Origin of the sequence: Corallococcus sp. CA053C (assembly GCF_003611675.1) — a bacterium.
In the GTDB taxonomy this organism is placed as follows: domain Bacteria; phylum Myxococcota; class Myxococcia; order Myxococcales; family Myxococcaceae; genus Corallococcus.
The window spans coordinates 12,587-27,727 of record NZ_RAWA01000008.1; the positions used below are offsets into that span (position 1 = coordinate 12,587).

Below are 15,141 nucleotides of genomic sequence, written 5' to 3' on the forward strand. Positions count from 1 at the left end.
AGTTTGAAGCCAGGCGCGCTCGGGTCGGCGCGCCCAAGTGCCTGGAATCGCGACGCGGGTCGTACGGCATGGCCACTGCAACGTGGCGCCGTGGACGAACGCGCTCGTCCCATTCCAGGAGCGACACGACCTTGAGCACGATCACCACCCACGACAAGACGACGCTCTTCTACAAGGACTGGGGCCAGGGGCAGCCGGTGGTCTTCAGCCACGGCTGGCCCCTCAACGCCGACGCGTGGGACGAGCAGCTGAACTTCTTCGCGTCGAAGGGCTACCGCGCCATCGCCCATGACCGCCGGGGCCACGGCCGCTCCAGCCAGCCCTGGCAGGGCAATGACATGAACACCTACGCGGACGATCTCGCGGAGCTGCTCAACCAGCTCGACCTCCAGAACGCCGTGCTGGTGGGACACTCCACCGGCGGCGGTGAAGTCACACGCTACATCGGCCGTCACGGCACCCGCCGCGTCGCGAAGGCCGCGCTCATTGGCGCCGTGCCTCCGCTGATGCTCAAGACGGAGCGCAACCCCGGAGGGCTGCCGCTGGAAGCCTTTGACGGCATCCGCAAGGGCGTCGCGTACGACCGCTCGCAGTTCTACAAGGACCTGAGCGCACCGTTCTACGGAGCCAACCGGCCCGGCTCCCAGGTGAGCGAGGGGCTGCGCCACCAGTTCTGGCTGCAGAGCATGCAGGTCGGCCTCAAGGCGGCGCTCGACTGCATCAAGGAGTTCTCCGAGAGCGACTTCACCGAGGACCTGGAGAAGTTCGACGTGCCCACGCTCATCCTCCACGGCGATGACGATCAGATCGTCCCCATGGGAGCGTCGGCGCTGCTCAGCAGCAAGCGGGTGAAGAACGCCACGCTCAAGGTGTACCCGGGCGGCTCGCACGGGCTGATGGCCACCCAGCTGGATGCGTTCAACGCGGACCTGCTGGCGTTCATCCAGGGCTGAAGCGCTCCCTTCCACGAACACGTCGTTCCACTTGAGAGAACACACACATGATTGAAGAGACGTTTGAAGGCTCGGGCGGCATCCAGTTGTTCGCCCGGTCGTGGAAGGCGGAGGGGACGCCGCGCGGGGTGGTCATCCTGCAACACGGCTTCAAGTCGCACAGCGGGCTGTACGACGGGGCGGCGCCGCAGTTGGCGCGCCGGGGCCTGTCGGTGCACGCGATGGACCTCCGCGGTCACGGCCGGTCCGACGGTGAGCGCTACTACGTCGACGCGTTCGCCGACTACGTGGCGGACCTGAAGGTGTTCATCGGGCGGGTCAAGGCGAAGCACCCGGGGCTGCCGGTGTTCCTGCTCGGGCACAGCGCGGGCGGCGTGGTGGCGTGCACCTACGCGCTCGAGAACCAGCAGGAGCTGGCCGGGTTGATCTGCGAGAGCTTCGCCCACGAGGTGCCGGCCCCGGACTTCGCGCTCGCCATCCTCAAGGGGCTGAGCCACATCGCGCCGCATCTGCACGTGCTGAACCTGAAGGACGCGGACTTCTCACGGGACCCGGCGTTCGTGGCGCGGATGATGAACGACCCGCTGGTCCCGCACATCAACTACGCGGCGAACTCCGTGGCGGAGATGGTGCGCGCCGACGAGCGGTTGAAGAAGGAGTTCCCGCTCATCACGCTGCCGGTGTTCATCATCCACGGCACGGCGGACAACGTCACGAAGCCGAGCGGCAGCCAGCGCTTCCTGCGGGACGCGGGCTCGGTGGACAAGACGCTCAAGCTGTACGAGGGCCACTTCCACGACCTGCTGAACGACGAAGGCAAGGAGCAGGTGCTGGCCGACGTCGTTGGGTGGATCGAGGCGCGCATCAAGAGTGCGACCCCCGCGACCGGGAAGGTGACGGGGTAGGGGCGTCACGCGCCTTCGCGGGCGCACAAACCTGACACAGGGCTGTCAGTGCCAGGGGGGAGGGTGCAGCCCAGCTTCGATGGGCTGCACCGTCGAGTGCCCAGGAGGTCGAACGTGAAGAGTCCCGCGGAAGTGGTGAAGGCGTACTTCGATGCGTGGAGTGCGAAGGATGAGTCCCTGTTGCGCAGCACGCTCGCGCCGGACGTGAGCTTCGTCGGCGCGCTCGGCACGGCGGAAGGCGCCGAGGCCTGCGTGAAGGGGCTCCTCAATGGCATGTGGAAGGTGTCGCCCCAGGTGACGGTGCTGCACCGCTTCGTGGACGGCGACGAAGTGTTGACCTGGTTCGAGATCCATCCCTCCGGGTGTGCGCCGGTGCCGGTGGCGAACTGGAGCCACGTCGAGAACGGCCGCATCACCCGCATCCGCGTTACCTTCGATCCGCGCCCGCTGCTGGAGAAGCGCTGACGGGCGTCAGGGCAGGCGGCTGCGATAGCAGTCGCCCCAGTCGCGCAGGCTGAGGAGGATGGGCTGGAGGCTCTTGCCGAAGGGCGTGAGCTCGTACTCCACGCGCGGTGGGACCTCCGCGAACACCGTGCGCTTGACGAGGCCGTCCTGCTCCAACTCGCGCAATTGCAGGGTCAGCATGCGCTGTGTGCAATTGGGCAGCAGCTTTCGCAGCTCTCCGAACCGGAGCGTCCGCGTCGAAAGCCAGTACAGCACGACGCCCTTCCAGCGCCCGCCAATCACCGCCAGCGCCGACTCCACGGAGCAGCCGCTCTTCCCTTCGACCCGTTGTCTCGTGGTCATGGGTTCTCCTTTTGATACTACCTACCAAAGATGTGCGTACTTGTTCGAAGCGCATGAAGGGCGCACGTTCGACTCCAGTCTGACTCCATCACGGCTGGAGCACCATGAACGTCCTCATCGTCTACGCGCATCCCGAACCGAAGTCCCTCAACGGCTCGCTCAAGAACTTCACCGTCGACCGGCTCACCCAGAGAGGACACGACGTCCGCGTCTCGGACCTCTATGCCATGCGCTGGAAGCCCGCCGCGGACGGGGACGACTTCCTGGAGCGCGACCGCAGCCGCCCGCTCGACCTCATCGCCGACTCGCAGCACGCGTTCGCCACCGGCACGCAGTCCGCGGACATCGCCGCGCAACAGGCCGACCTCCGCTGGGCCGACGCCGTCATCTTCCAGTTCCCGCTGTGGTGGTTCTCGATGCCCGCGATCCTCAAGGGCTGGGTGGAGCGCGTCTACGCCTATGGCTTCGCGTACGGCGTCGGCGAGCATTCCGAAACCCATTGGGGCGACCGCTACGGCGAAGGCGTCTTCCAGGGCAAGCGCGCCCTGCTCATCGTGACCGCCGGAGGCTGGGAGTCGCACTACGGCGAGCGCGGCGTCAACGGGCCGACGGAGGACCTGCTCTTCCCCATCACGCACGGCATCCTGCACTACCCCGGGTTCGACGTGCTGCCACCGGTCGTCCTCTACAGGGTCGAGAAGATGGACGCCGCGCGCTTCGAACGCGTCCAGCAGGAGCTGGGCAGGCGACTCGACGACCTGTGGACCGAAGCACCCATCGCCTATCGCAAGCAGAACGGCGGGGACTACGACATCCCCGCGCTCACGCTGAAGCCAGGCCTGGGCGATGAAGACCCCCAGGCCAGCGGGCTCCGGCTCCACGTCCGGCGCCGCGGCTGACGCCCCGTGAAGGCTCCCCGGACCGTTCGTGTTGACGGTCCGGCGGGCCGGGGTTAGGATAGTGACCAGTCAATAACCCATCATGGCCCGACCCGTCACCATCCAGGACGAAGACATCCTCAAGGCCGCGCGCGAGGTGTTCCTCGAGCGCGGCATGCGGGCGACCAGTGCGGAGATCGCCGCGCGCGCGCGGGTCTCCCCGGGCATCCTCTTCAAGCGCTTCAAGACCAAGGAGGCGCTCTTCCGCGCGGCGATGACGCCGCAGGGAGACCCGGACTCGCTGCTGCCCATCGACCTGGACGCCCGGGTGGGGAAGGGCAGCGTCGAGGACACGCTCGTGGAGCTGGGCACGCACCTGATGGAGGGCTTCTCCCGCTTCATTCCCACGACGATGATGGCCTGGAGCAACCGCCAGGAGGCCGAACCCATCCCCCGCGCGCAGCACCCCATCGTCGGTGCCTCGGAGCGTGCCGCGAAGCGGACCCGGAAGGTGGCGGACTACCTGGCCGCCGAGGCCCGGCAGGGAAGGGTTCGCGAGGGCGACTTCGACACGGTCGCGCAGGCGTTCATCGGTGCCCTGTGGCACCACACGTTCCTCCAGGTGATGCTCGACAAGGTGCGCAAGCAGCCCGCCATGCAGCAGGCCTATGTCCGCGCCGTCGTCCACGCCCTCTGGACCGGACTGGCGCCCGAGCGTCCCTCAAAGCGTTGAACCCCGGATGAGCCAGGGCCGGAGCTTCTGTCACGCCTTTTTAATGAGTGAACAGTCAATTACGAAGTCCCACACAGCAGGGAGCGCGAGATGATCCTCATCACCGGAGCGACGGGAAACATTGGCAAGGAGCTGGTCACGCGGCTGGCGCCGGAGGGGGTGCCCCTTCGCATCGTCACCCGTGACGAAAGGAAGGTGGCCCACCTGGATGCGCGCATCGAGCGGATCATCGGCAACCTGGGAGACCGGGCCACCGTGCAGCGCGCGTTGCAGGGCGTGGAGCGCCTGTTCATGGTCTCGCTGCTGACGGGCGAAGGCGACGCGGCGGATCCGATGCTCATCGAGGAGGCACGGAGGGCCGGGGTCCGGCACGTGGTGAAGATTTCATCCCTGGGGACGAACGGGAACAGCGCCATGGGCCGGCGTCACCGCGAGAAGGAGCGCCTCATCGAGGAGTCGGGCATGGCCTGGACGTTCCTGCGGCCCGGCTCGTTCATGTCCAACGCGTTGCAGTGGGCCACGCCCATCCGCACGCAGGGGACGGTCTTCACGCCGACGGCGGACGGCAAGCTGGCGCCCATCGCGCCCGGGGACATCGCGGGGGTCGCCGCCGTGGCGCTCACCACGGCCGGCCATGAGGGCAGGATCTACGCGCTGACCGGCCCGGAGCTGCTGAGCGCGCACGACCAGGTGCGCATCCTCGCGGGCGTCCTCGGCAAGCCCATCAAGTGCATGGACGTGCCCGTCACGGCGGCGGGGGAGAACGTCCGCAAGTCCGGCGCCCCCGAGTGGATGGTCGAGGGGCTGATGGAGCTGTGGACCGCGGTCCGGACGGGAAACGGAACGACGCGGACCGATGAGGTGGAACGCCTCACCGGCCGGCCCGCGCAGACGTTCGAGCAGTGGTGCCAGGAGCACCGCGCGGCGTTCGCCTGAGCGGGCCAGGCGCGGCTACTTGCCGCCCTTGGTCTTCTTGAGGACGGCGGGCTTCGCGGCGGTCGGCTTCGCGGCGGTCGACTTCGCGAGGACGGTGGTGCGCCGGGCGGCCAGCTCCGGGATCAACAGCAGCTCGATGCGACGGTTGCGGGCGCGACCCTGCGGCGAGGCATTGGCCGCCAGGGGCCGCGTGTCACCGTAGCCGGCCGCGAGCATGCGCTTGGCGGGCACGCCGCCCTTGTCCTGGAGGAAGCGCACCACGTTGACGGCGCGCGCGACGGACAGCTCCCAGTTGGTGGGGAAGGTGGCCTGGAGCTTCTGGGTGGGGGGAGAGTCATCGGTGTGCCCCGACACCTGGATGAGCTTGTCATCCACCTTGGACAGCACGCCGCCCAGCCGGGTGAGGACCTCCTGGCCGCGCGCGCTGATGCTGGCGTCACCCGAATCGAAGAGGACCTTGTCGACGAGGTCCACCTGGATGCGGCCCCCGTTCTGCGTCAGGCGGATGGCGCCCTCGGCGATCTCCTTCTTCATCTTGTCCTGGAGGTCCTCGTAGGTGGCCTTGAGCCGGGACAGCTCCGCCTCCTGTTCTTGCACCGTCTGGCTGAGCTGCTCCTTCTCGGTGTTGAGCTGGTCCTTCTCGGTGGACAGCTTCGCGCGCTCGGCCTCCAGCGAGGCGAGCTTCGTCTCCAGCAGGAGTTTCGCGGCCTCGGCCTCGCTGGCCCGGGTGGCCGCCGCCACCGCCGCCGCGTCCGCGGCGGTCGTGTTGCGATGCGCCAGATAGAGCACCAGGCCCGCGAGCACCGCGACCAGCGCCGTCACCAACCAGGGCACCCAGGCCCTTCCGCGTTCCGTTTCCATGTCGCGACCTCCGGGGGTGGAATGGACGGAGGCCACGCTAGCGACATGCCCCGGGTGCGCCTCAATGCGACCGGGTGCGTGCAGGTGTCTGGGGGTGCATTGTTGAACCCGGGGCGCATGCCTGCGGCCTGCTCCGAGCGCTTGACAACCAATAAGTGTCGACTTATTGGTCGCGCATGCAGAGAGCGGTCGTGGCCGAAGACAAGATCTTCCAGGCGCTGGCGGACCCCAGCCGCCGGGCGATCTTCGAGTCGCTCACGCGTGGCGAAGCGGCGGTGAAGGACCTCACGGCGCGCTTCGCCATCTCCCAGCCGGCGGTCTCGCAGCACCTTGCCGCCTTGAAAGACGCCGGCTTGGTGAACGGCCGGCGCGAAGGGCGCTGTGTGTACTACCGGGTGGAGCCGCGCGGGATGAAGCCGCTCATTGACTGGATTTCGCACTACCGCGCCTTCTGGACGGAGCACGTCGGTCGCCTTGAAGCGCTGCTGGAGAACATGGACGAATGACCCCCTTCGACAAGACCGCCCCCTCGCAGACCGAAGCCATTTCATTCGAATTCGATCTGCACCATTCGCCGAAGAAGGTGTGGCGCGCGCTCACCGACCCCGAGCTGCTCACCGAGTGGCTCCTGCCTGCCGTCGGGTTCAAGCCCCAGCCGGGGACCGCGTTCGCGTTCAAGACGCAGCCGTACCCCGGCTGGGACGGCACGGTGAACTGCCGGGTCCTGGAGAGCGAAGAGCAGCGGAAGCTCAGCTACACGTGGGTGGTCGGCGACATGGTGCTGGACACCGTCGTGACCTTCACGCTCACGCCCACGGAGGCAGGCACGCGCCTGTCGCTCGTGCAGTCGGGCTTCAAGCCGGACCAGAAGCAGAACTTCGGTGGCGCGCGCTACGGCTGGAACATGATGGGCGGGAAGCTCGTCGACCTGCTCGCGAGGATCCCATGAGCACGCGTACCCGGCCAAAGGCAGCCACCAAGGCCAAGGCAGGTGCGAGCAAGGACGCGCCGGTGGAATCCGCTTCCCGGCTCATCGATCAGCGGATCCAAGACCTGGGGGGATGGCGCGGGGAGACCCTGGCTCGCATGCGGGCGCTGATCCTGGAAGCCGACCCGGAGATGACCGAGGAGTGGAAGTGGGGCACTCCGGTCTGGTCGCACCACGGGATTGTCTGCACCGGAGAGTCCTACAAGGCGGCCGTGAAGCTCACGTTCGCCAAGGGGGCCACGATCCCGGACCCCTCGGGCCTCTTCAACTCCAGCCTGGAAGGCAACACGCGAAGGGCCATCGACATCCACGAAGGGGAGAAGGTCGATGCGCGCGTGTTCAAGGCGCTCGTGAAGGCCGCGGTGGCCCGGAATGCTCCGACGGCGAAGGCCAAACCCGCTGCGAGCAAGGCGAAGCCGGTGAAGCTCCTCTCCGGCGGCAATCCGCAGATCGCGAAGGCCGATGGCGACGCCCCGGTGCAGGCGTACATCAACGCGTTGCCGGGCTGGAAGCGCGAGGTCGGGAGCTGGCTCGACGCGCTCATCGTGCGCAACGTGCCTGGGGTGAAGAAGGCCGTGAAGTGGAACACGCCGTTCTACGGCATTGAAGGCCAGGGCTATTTCCTGGGGATGCACGCCTTCACGAACTACGTGAAGGTGACCTTCTTCCGTGGCACGTCGCTGCGGCCGGTCCCTCCCGGCCCCAGCAAGACCCAGGACACGCGTTACTACGACATCCGCGAAGACGACCCGCTCGACGAGGCGCAGATGGCGAAGTGGGTGAAGCAGGCGGCAGCGTTGCCCGGCTGGGTCCCGTAGCGGCAGCGCAGGGCCGGGTATCACACGGCCTTCGCTGACAGCTCCCTGGCCACGGCGATGAAGAGGCGCAGCGGTCCCGAGCGCCGTGCGCGGCTGGGGAAATAGAGAAAGTAGCCGGGCACGCTGGGCGCGTACTCCTCGAGCACGCGCACCAGCCGGCCCGCGCGCAGCGCCTCCTTCACCGCGGGCTCGAAGGCGTACGCCAGCCCGAGGCCCTGCTCGACCAGGGCCTGCGTCAGCTCGCGGTGGTTGGTGACGACGCTGCCTCGCACCGGCACCCGCCAGTTCCTCTTCCCGCGCTCCAGCTCCCAGGCGTAGAGCGCACCGCTCGAGGGGACGCGGATGGTGAAGCACTCGTGGCGCAGCAGGTCCTCGGGCTTCTGGGGCGTGCCGTGCTTCTCGAGGTACGCCGGGGCGGCCACCACGACGAAGCGGAAGGGGTCGGTGAGGCGCACCTGCACCATGTCTCGCTCGATGGCCTCGTGCAGGCGCACGCCCGCGTCGTAGCCCTCCGCGACAATGTCCACGAAGCGGTTCTCGACGACGACCTCCACCTCCACCCGCGGGTGGCGCGCGCGAAAGGCCGGCCGAACTCGCCGAGCTGAACAGTGCCGTCTCGGCGGTCGAGATCCACGGTGCCCGGCTCCCGGAACAGGTGCTTGTCTTCTCGGGGGGCGAGGCGCCCCCGAAGAAGTGAGGCCTGCCTCCGAGCGCCCCTGTGCATGCTCCGAGCCTTCGGAGACGCGACGACAGGGCGACGGTCAGGTCAGCTCGCGACGCTGGCGCGCCCAGGTCTCGAAGCTCATGGGCGAAAGGCCGTAGGAACGCGCAAGCTCGGGCCGTGCCAGGACCGGGGCGACGTTCATGTATGTCAGGCCTCGCGCCACGCCGGGATGCAGGCCCGCCGCGACGGCCTCCTCGACCGTGCCGGACTGGACCGCGTACTCCTTGCCGTCGATGCGCGAGAGGATCTCGGCGACCTGGGGAAGCGTGAGCAGGTCACCCGCGAGCTGCAGCGTCACGCCGTGGAACGTCGCGGGATCGTTGATCGCCGCCGCGGCCGCCTTGCCGATGTCCTCCGGCGCGATCAGCGCGATGGGCAGATCGGTCCTGATCACCGTGAGCAACCGGCGCCCGTCGACGAAGCCGGCGGGATCCAACATTGGTTGATCCATGAAGGTGGCGGGCAGGAGGAGGGTCCAGTGCTTGAAGCCCGCGTTGCGGACGAGGTCGCAGGTGGCAAGCTTGTTCTCCCAGTACTCCTCGTGCGACTTCCAGCGCCCCTCCGCCCAGCCCTCGACGTTGCGGTGGTCGCCGACACCGGACGTCGCGGTGTGCACGAACGTCCCGACGCCCTCGGCAAGCGCGGCCTCGACGAGGTTCCTCCCTTGCTGGCGCTCCTTGCTGTAGTCCACACCGGTCGCGGACATGATCGGTGACTGCATCGAGAAGACCGCCCGCGCCCCGGAGCAGGCGGCGCGCAACGACGCCGGATCGTCAAGGTCCCCGACGACCACCTCGGCACCCGCCGCCGCGAGGGCCCTGGCGTTTGGCGCCTCCGGATTGCGCACCATCACGCGCACCGAGGTGTTGCCTTCCGCCAGCAGCGCCCGGGCGGTGGCGCCTCCCTGGCGCCCTGTGGCGGCGGTGACGAGCACGGAACCAGTGCGGCTCATGGGCAGCTCCTCTCATAAGTGGGGGACCCCACCGTTTAGTTTCGTGGTTAGATACGGGGGGGCACCCCGTTTGTCAACGAAGGTTCTGGTGAGGAGAGGCGCGCCGTGGATCAGGTGAAGCCGTTGCGAGCGGACGGACGACGCAACCGGGAGCAGATTGTCGCGGCCGCCGCGGAGCTGGTCGCCAGGGATGGCGCGCAGGCGTCGCTCGAGGAGATCGCGCGGCGGGCGGGGGTCGGCTCGGCGACCCTGCACCGGCACTTCCCGTCACGGCAGGCGCTGTTGGAGGCGGTCTTCCGGGATGGCGTCGCGCAGCTCTGTGCGAGGGCCGCCGCGCAACCGGGCAAGGATCCCGCCGCCGAGTTGGCGGACTGGCTTGAGGAGTTGACGGTCTACACCGCGACCCACCGCGGGCTTGCCGCCGCGCTGCTGACCGGCCCGGATGGCCTCACGGCCGAGGAGATCTGCAGCACCGACATGCTGCTCAAGGTGTTGAACGTCCTGGTGGCACGGGCGTCATCGGCGGGCGCGATTCACGCCAGCGCCAAGACGGAGGACCTGCTGATGCTGGCGAACGCGATCGCCGTCGCGAACGAAGACGATCCGCTCACCGCGCGCCGGGTGCTGCGCCTCGCGCTCACCGGCATCCGGCCGTGAACGCAGCCACCCGGGTGACCTATCTTTCATGCGTCGCCTTCTCAAGACGCCGATCCGGCACCAGCCACATCAGTGCGGCCAGCACATAGAACGCCTCGGAGAGATACCCATTGAGAAAGGCGCTGACGATGCCGGCCAGGTAGAGCACCGGCGAAATCTTGCCCTTGAGATCGCGCCCGACCGCCAGCGCCAGTGTCGACCTTCGGCCTTGCGTCGCAACGATGCGGGCTTGCAGCACCCACCAGGCGAAGGCACACATCAGTAGCACGAAGCCGTAGAGCGCCAGCGGCACGGATGAGAAATGGTTTTCGCCCATCCAGCCGGTGGTGAAGGGGATCAGCGACAGCCAGAACAACAAGTGCAGGTTCGCCCACAGCAGGCCGCCGGTGACATGGCTGAGGGTGTGCAAGAGATGATGGTGGTTGTTCCAGTAGATGCCGACGTAGATGAAGCTGAGCACATAGCTGAGGAAGACGGGGATCAGCGGCTGCAGGTCGGCCAGCCCGCTGCCGTGCGGCACCTTGAGCTCCAGCACCATGATGGTGATGATGATGGCGATGACGCCGTCACTGAACGCTTCCAGCCGGTTCGTGTCCATGCTCCCCCCTTACACGATTCGAGCCTCCTGGTAGTTCTGCCGAGAGGGTGTTCGCTCCCGACCTTGGCCAGCGCCCACGCGAACGCGGGCGCTGGCTCGGGAGTACCGGTGCCCCGGTTGCTCAGCGTCCCGCCGCCGGGCAGGTCGCGGGCTCGAGGTAGAAGCCCTCCCAGGCGCCACCGTCGGTGGGATTGCAGATGCCCACGTTGCCGCCATTTCCGCTCTGGATGGGAGCGCCGAGGGTGACCTCCTTCCAGTTGCGCGCGGTGCCCGTCGACGATGCGAGGCCATAGCGATTGCGGCCGCCGTAGACACCGCAGTCGTAGCGGGTGAACGGCTCCGCCGTGTTGAGCGCGGCGCTCAAGGTGAGCTGGTTCGCGACCACCGCCAGGTACGCGCCGCTCGCTCCCTTGAGCTTGTAGTTCGCGCCGCTCGTGACGAGCTCGAAGGTCTCTCCACCGGTCTGCGTCGTGCTGAGGGCGGCCACCTTGCCCGTGCCGTCGACGGTGAGCCACTTGTCGGAGCGCTCGCTCTGGATGCGGAAGCAGCCCGCGCCGCTGACGGTCTCGGTGTGGCACGTCGCATCGCAGCCATCGCCTGATTGGGTGTTGCCGTCGTCGCATTGCTCGCCGCTCTCGACGGTGCCGTTGCCGCACACGGGGCCGGTGCTGACACCCGGGCAGGTCACCGGTTCAAGGTAGAAGCCCTCCCAGGCGCCGCCATCGGTCGGGTTGCAGGCGCCGCCATTGCCGCCGTCACCGCTCTGGATGGGCCCGTCCGGCGTGGTCTCCTTCCAATGGGGCGCGCTCCCCAACGAAGCCTGGAAGCCGACCCGAGTGCGCCCGCCATAGCCGCAGGGAAGCTGCGTGAACGACTCCCCGCTGGCGAAGTTGGCGCTCATCGCGAGCTGGTTCGCCACCACCGCCAGGAACGCGTCGCCCGAGCCCTTGAGCTTGTACCGGGTGCCATTCGGAACGAGCTGGAAGATCTGCCCGCCCGTTTGCGTCGCGCTGCCGGCGACGACCTTGCCCGCGACGTCGACGATGAGCCACTTGTCGCTGCGCTCGCTTTGAATCTGGTAGCAGCTCCCGCCCGAGGTCTCGACGAACGTGGCCGTGTAGGTGGCCGCGCTGCCAGGCGTGGTGAGGGTGTGCAATTGCGCGCCGCCGTCCGACCACGACGAGAACGCCCAGAATCTTCCGTTCGCGTACTGCGGCGAGTCGACACCCACGGAGCGGACGACGCCGACCACGCCGGTCGTGTCGTGCGGCGCCGCGAACGGCCGCCCGTCCATCAGCACTTGCAGCCCGCTCGGCAGGCTGGTCACCCTGAGCGGTACCGTGACCGGGAGGACGTCGCGGTACGTCGTGTGGGTGAGGCCGATCGAGTCACGCACCGTGAGCCGCACGCGATACCAGACGCTGGCCGAGCTCTCGCCGATGCTCGGGATGGGCCAGCTCCCGCTCGCGATGCCGGTGGTCTCGGACATGGCGGGATGCGTGTGGGTATCGTGATGGAAGGTGATGCTCCAGGTCATCGCGCTCGGCGGCAGCGCGCCATCCTCCGCGTCGCTGGCCGAGCCGGAGAACACCATGGAGGTGGCCGCGGTGTAGGTCGCGCCCGCGACCGGCGTCGCAATCGTGGCCACCGGCGGTTTGTTGGACGTCACCGTCAGCACCGCTGCGGCACTGGTGGCCGAGCCAAGCCCGTTGGTCACGACCACTCGGAAGCTCGCGCCGCTGTCGGCGAGCTGCGCGGCGTTCAGCACGTAGCTCGGCGAGGTCGCGCCAGGGATGTCCACGCCGTTGCGCTGCCACCGATAGGTGAGAGGCGGCTCGCCGCTCGCCGACACCGTGAAGGTCGCCGGATTTCCGACCGATACCAACGTGCTCGCCGGTTGCTGCGCGATGCTCGGCGGCAGCGAAGCCGTGTAGGCGATGCGACCGACCTGGCCCGCGCCGCGCGACAGATAGTAGAGCGCGCCGTCGGGGCCCACGTCGAGGTCCACGGGCCCCGCGGCGGCCGTCGCGAACAGCGACTGCGCGCCGGAGTTCGGGTCGATGCGGGAGATCCAATTGTTGGTGTAATCCGCGAAGAAGTATTGACCGACGTACGCGCTGGGAAACGCCGGGATCGGTGGGTTGTAGAAGGCACCGCCGGCGATGCAGTTGCCGGCGGCCGTGCCGGTGCCATGCGGGTACGCGAAGAGCGGCTGCGTGAGCCCCGGGCGATTCGTGAAATAGCCTTCAGTCATCGGCCAGCCGTAGTTGGCACCGGCCTGGCCGCGGTTGATCTCTTCCCAGCCGCCTTCGCCCACGTCGTTGATGAACAGGGTGCCCGTGCCGGGCTGGACGTCGAAGGTGAAGGGGTTGCGCAGCCCCATCGCCCAGGTCGCCTTGGCGAGCCCGGTGGCGGTCGCGTAGAACGGATTGTCCGTGGGAATGCTGCCGTCCGAGTTGAAGCGCAGCAGCTTTCCGAGCGGCGTGTTCAGGCTCTGCGAGTTGGAGGAGACCGCGTTTTCACCGACCGAAACGTAGAGCTTGCCGTCGAGTCCGAAGCGAACCGCGCCGCCGTTGTGGTTGGCGGCGTCGAGCGTCGGAAGGTCGGCGAGCACCAGCTCGCTTCCGGGAACCGCCACATTGCCGTTGGCGGTGAAGCGGCTGACTCGATTGTGGATGCTGCCGTCGATCGACGTGTAATAGACATACAGATAGTGGTTGCTGGCGAAGTTGGGATCGAACGCGACGCCCATCAGCCCACGCTCGTTGTCGTTGTCCACGGAGAGCGTCAGGAACGGAGTCGGCAGAAGCTGGCCGTTCTCGACGATGCGCAGCGAGCCGTTCTTCTCCGAGACGAACAGGCGCCCGTCGGGCGCGAAGGTCATTGTGGTCGGTCCCTCGAGGCCACTGACGAAGACGGAGTCTGCGAAGTTGGCGTCTTGAGTGACCGCGGCCGCGCGCGCGACCGCGAGCTCCGGGGTCGACGGCATCGAGCAGCCCACGACGAGGGAGAAGACCGCGCACACGACCCAGAGCGGCAGGGGACACCCCGCGCGTACATTTGTTCTCACCTGTGATTGCATCGCGACTTCTCCCGGTTGAACAGGCTCACGCGGCCCGTGGGCTGCGTGAACGTTGGTGGTGTTGTCCCGGTTTACATCGAAAGCCGGTTTGCCAGGGAGTGATTATCCCAAGGGCAGGAGTTCACCCTCCTGCCCGAGAAGGTCCTGCTCGCCGTCGGCGTGGTGAACGTGGACTCGGACTCACACCGTCTTCGCTGTCAGCTCCCTGGCCACCTCGATGAAGAGGCGCAGCGGCCCCGAGCGCTGCGCGCGGCTGGGGAAGTAGAGGAAGAGGCCGGGCACACCGGGCGCGTACGCCTCGAGCACACGAACGAGCTTTCCGGTGCGCAGCTCCTCCTGCGCTGTCGGCTCGAAGGCGTACGCCAGCCCCAGCCCCTCGGTCGCCAGCCTGACGCTGGTCAGCTCGTCGCTGGTGGTGACGCCGCCGCGTGCCGGGACGCGCCACGTCCTCCGCCCTCGCTCGAGCTCCCAGGCGTAATAGGTGCCGGTGGTCGGGGAGCGCAGGTTGATGCACTCGTGGTGCAGCAGGTCCTCGGGCTTCTGGGGTGTGCCGTGGCGCGCGAGGTAGCTCGGTGCGGCCACGACGACGAAGCGGAATGCGCCCGTCAGGCGCACCTGCACCATGTCACGCTCGAGGGTCTCCTCCAGGCGCACGCCTGCGTCGTAGCCCTCCGCGACGATGTCGACGAGGCGATCCTCGACGACGACCTCCACTTCGACCCGAGGGTGGCGCGCTCGGAAGGCGGGCAGTACCGGCGCGATGAGGAGGGACACGGCGGACCGGGGCACGGACAGCCTCAGCCGGCCCACCACCTCGCCAGGCTGTGCCGACACGCTCTGCAGCGCGGAAGACGCCTGGGCCAGGCCTGGCCCCGCCTCCTCCACGAGCCGCCGCCCCGCGTCCGTCACGGCGACGCTGCGGGTGGTGCGGTTGAGCAGCACGACGCCCAGCTGCGACTCGAGCTGCCGCACCGACTGGCTCACCGCCGCGGAGGAGACGCCCAGCTCGCGCGCGGCACCGCGAAAGCTCTGCAGGCGCGCCACGACGAGGAAGATGTGGAGCTGCGTGAAGGGGACCGACTTCATGCCGTGACTCCCGCGGAGCTCCGCTGTGAGGCTCGCCGTGGCGCTCGCGCCGTCCACTGTTAGGCGCCGCTTAACACCCCGTCCACCGATGACGCGTAGTTCATCGACGGGCCGGGGCGCATCTTCTCCTCGTCGCAGTCAGAAGGATGCCGCCACTCCGGCG

General features: G+C 68.1%; 16 protein-coding genes and 2 pseudogenes. 11 read left to right on the top strand and 7 right to left on the bottom strand.

From position 1 onward, the window contains the following. Positions 1-131 precede the first annotated feature (131 nt). From D7V97_RS02215 to D7V97_RS02225, 3 genes are all read left to right on the top strand, one after another. Positions 132-953, top strand: coding sequence for an alpha/beta fold hydrolase (locus tag D7V97_RS02215; protein WP_120608913.1), 822 nt, complete (start codon positions 132-134; stop codon positions 951-953). Between the two features lie 47 nt (positions 954-1,000). Beyond that, the gene (locus D7V97_RS02220) at positions 1,001-1,858 is read left to right on the top strand and encodes an alpha/beta hydrolase (RefSeq protein WP_120608914.1); all 858 of its coding nucleotides are present in this window, start codon (positions 1,001-1,003) and stop codon (positions 1,856-1,858) included. A gap of 114 nt (positions 1,859-1,972) precedes the next feature. Continuing rightward, positions 1,973-2,323, top strand: coding sequence for a nuclear transport factor 2 family protein (locus D7V97_RS02225; protein WP_120608915.1), 351 nt, complete (start codon positions 1,973-1,975; stop codon positions 2,321-2,323). A gap of 6 nt (positions 2,324-2,329) precedes the next feature. On the opposite strand, the gene D7V97_RS02230 is transcribed toward D7V97_RS02225, so the two are convergent. Beyond that, complete coding sequence (locus D7V97_RS02230; RefSeq protein WP_120608916.1) at positions 2,330-2,665, bottom strand: helix-turn-helix domain-containing protein; 336 nt, start codon at positions 2,663-2,665, stop codon at positions 2,330-2,332. 104 nt (positions 2,666-2,769) lie between these two features. Here D7V97_RS02230 and D7V97_RS02235 point away from each other — a divergent pair, with 104 nt between their 5' ends. From D7V97_RS02235 to D7V97_RS02245, 3 genes are all read left to right on the top strand, one after another. Then, positions 2,770-3,564: an NAD(P)H-dependent oxidoreductase gene (locus D7V97_RS02235; RefSeq protein WP_120608917.1), complete on the top strand. Its 795-nt coding sequence runs from the start codon at positions 2,770-2,772 to the stop codon at positions 3,562-3,564. A gap of 82 nt (positions 3,565-3,646) precedes the next feature. Then, the gene (locus D7V97_RS02240; protein WP_120608918.1) at positions 3,647-4,276 is read left to right on the top strand and encodes a TetR/AcrR family transcriptional regulator; all 630 of its coding nucleotides are present in this window, start codon (positions 3,647-3,649) and stop codon (positions 4,274-4,276) included. A 90-nt stretch (positions 4,277-4,366) separates the two neighbouring features. Further along, complete coding sequence (locus D7V97_RS02245; RefSeq protein ID WP_120608919.1) at positions 4,367-5,212, top strand: SDR family oxidoreductase; 846 nt, start codon at positions 4,367-4,369, stop codon at positions 5,210-5,212. A gap of 15 nt (positions 5,213-5,227) precedes the next feature. On the opposite strand, the gene D7V97_RS02250 is transcribed toward D7V97_RS02245, so the two are convergent. Further along, positions 5,228-6,073: a flagellar motor protein MotB gene (locus tag D7V97_RS02250; RefSeq protein ID WP_120608920.1), complete on the bottom strand. Its 846-nt coding sequence runs from the start codon at positions 6,071-6,073 to the stop codon at positions 5,228-5,230. A 191-nt stretch (positions 6,074-6,264) separates the two neighbouring features. Between D7V97_RS02250 and D7V97_RS02255 the strand changes: the two genes are divergently transcribed. From D7V97_RS02255 to D7V97_RS45680, 4 genes and pseudogenes are all read left to right on the top strand, one after another. Then, entirely contained in the window at positions 6,265-6,579 is a 315-nt protein-coding gene (locus tag D7V97_RS02255; RefSeq protein WP_233582467.1) for a helix-turn-helix transcriptional regulator, read from the top strand. Beyond that, positions 6,576-7,022: an SRPBCC domain-containing protein gene (locus tag D7V97_RS02260; RefSeq protein ID WP_120608922.1), complete on the top strand. Its 447-nt coding sequence runs from the start codon at positions 6,576-6,578 to the stop codon at positions 7,020-7,022. Before D7V97_RS02255 ends, D7V97_RS02260 begins: the two co-directional genes overlap by 4 nt. Next, positions 7,019-7,435 (top strand): annotated as a pseudogene (locus D7V97_RS45675) (DUF1801 domain-containing protein); the annotation flags it as partial. The gene D7V97_RS02260 and the pseudogene D7V97_RS45675, both read left to right, overlap by 4 nt. Positions 7,436-7,624: 189 nt before the next feature. Further along, positions 7,625-7,879, top strand: coding sequence for a DUF1801 domain-containing protein (locus D7V97_RS45680; RefSeq protein ID WP_233582470.1), 255 nt, complete (start codon positions 7,625-7,627; stop codon positions 7,877-7,879). Between the two features lie 20 nt (positions 7,880-7,899). Here the strand turns inward: D7V97_RS45680 and D7V97_RS02275 are convergent. After that, positions 7,900-8,463, bottom strand: a pseudogene (locus D7V97_RS02275) (LysR substrate-binding domain-containing protein); the annotation flags it as partial. Between the two features lie 177 nt (positions 8,464-8,640). Continuing rightward, positions 8,641-9,555: an NmrA family NAD(P)-binding protein gene (locus D7V97_RS02285; RefSeq protein WP_120608923.1), complete on the bottom strand. Its 915-nt coding sequence runs from the start codon at positions 9,553-9,555 to the stop codon at positions 8,641-8,643. A gap of 105 nt (positions 9,556-9,660) precedes the next feature. Between D7V97_RS02285 and D7V97_RS02290 the strand changes: the two genes are divergently transcribed. Beyond that, on the top strand, positions 9,661-10,212 hold the full coding sequence (locus tag D7V97_RS02290) for a TetR/AcrR family transcriptional regulator (RefSeq protein WP_120608924.1): 552 nt from the start codon (positions 9,661-9,663) through the stop codon (positions 10,210-10,212). A 19-nt stretch (positions 10,213-10,231) separates the two neighbouring features. Here the strand turns inward: D7V97_RS02290 and D7V97_RS02295 are convergent, their stop codons facing one another. The 3 genes from D7V97_RS02295 to D7V97_RS02305 all read right to left on the bottom strand — a co-directional run bounded on the left by D7V97_RS02295 (position 10,232) and on the right by D7V97_RS02305 (position 14,978). Beyond that, positions 10,232-10,810: a TMEM175 family protein gene (locus D7V97_RS02295; RefSeq protein WP_120608925.1), complete on the bottom strand. Its 579-nt coding sequence runs from the start codon at positions 10,808-10,810 to the stop codon at positions 10,232-10,234. 121 nt (positions 10,811-10,931) lie between these two features. Next, positions 10,932-13,799, bottom strand: coding sequence for a PQQ-dependent sugar dehydrogenase (locus D7V97_RS02300; protein WP_233582468.1), 2,868 nt, complete (start codon positions 13,797-13,799; stop codon positions 10,932-10,934). A 273-nt stretch (positions 13,800-14,072) separates the two neighbouring features. Next, complete coding sequence (locus D7V97_RS02305) at positions 14,073-14,978, bottom strand: LysR family transcriptional regulator (protein ID WP_120608956.1); 906 nt, start codon at positions 14,976-14,978, stop codon at positions 14,073-14,075. Between the last annotated feature and the right edge of the window lie 163 nt (positions 14,979-15,141).

Bases quoted from the DNA above. Each gene is read 5' to 3' on its own strand.
- D7V97_RS02305 (WP_120608956.1), bottom strand. From the start codon at position 14,978: ATGAAGTCGGTCCCCTTCACGCAGCTCCACATCTTCCTCGTCGTGGCG.
- D7V97_RS02220 (WP_120608914.1), top strand. From the start codon at position 1,001: ATGATTGAAGAGACGTTTGAAGGCTCGGGCGGCATCCAGTTGTTCGCC.
- D7V97_RS02260 (WP_120608922.1), top strand. From the start codon at position 6,576: ATGACCCCCTTCGACAAGACCGCCCCCTCGCAGACCGAAGCCATTTCA.
- D7V97_RS02285 (WP_120608923.1), bottom strand. From the start codon at position 9,555: ATGAGCCGCACTGGTTCCGTGCTCGTCACCGCCGCCACAGGGCGCCAG.
- D7V97_RS02230 (WP_120608916.1), bottom strand. From the start codon at position 2,665: ATGACCACGAGACAACGGGTCGAAGGGAAGAGCGGCTGCTCCGTGGAG.
- D7V97_RS02300 (WP_233582468.1), bottom strand. From the start codon at position 13,799: ATGCCGTCGACCCCGGAGCTCGCGGTCGCGCGCGCGGCCGCGGTCACT.
- D7V97_RS02295 (WP_120608925.1), bottom strand. From the start codon at position 10,810: ATGGACACGAACCGGCTGGAAGCGTTCAGTGACGGCGTCATCGCCATC.
- D7V97_RS02245 (WP_120608919.1), top strand. From the start codon at position 4,367: ATGATCCTCATCACCGGAGCGACGGGAAACATTGGCAAGGAGCTGGTC.
- D7V97_RS02240 (WP_120608918.1), top strand. From the start codon at position 3,647: ATGGCCCGACCCGTCACCATCCAGGACGAAGACATCCTCAAGGCCGCG.
- D7V97_RS02235 (WP_120608917.1), top strand. From the start codon at position 2,770: ATGAACGTCCTCATCGTCTACGCGCATCCCGAACCGAAGTCCCTCAAC.
- D7V97_RS02250 (WP_120608920.1), bottom strand. From the start codon at position 6,073: ATGGAAACGGAACGCGGAAGGGCCTGGGTGCCCTGGTTGGTGACGGCG.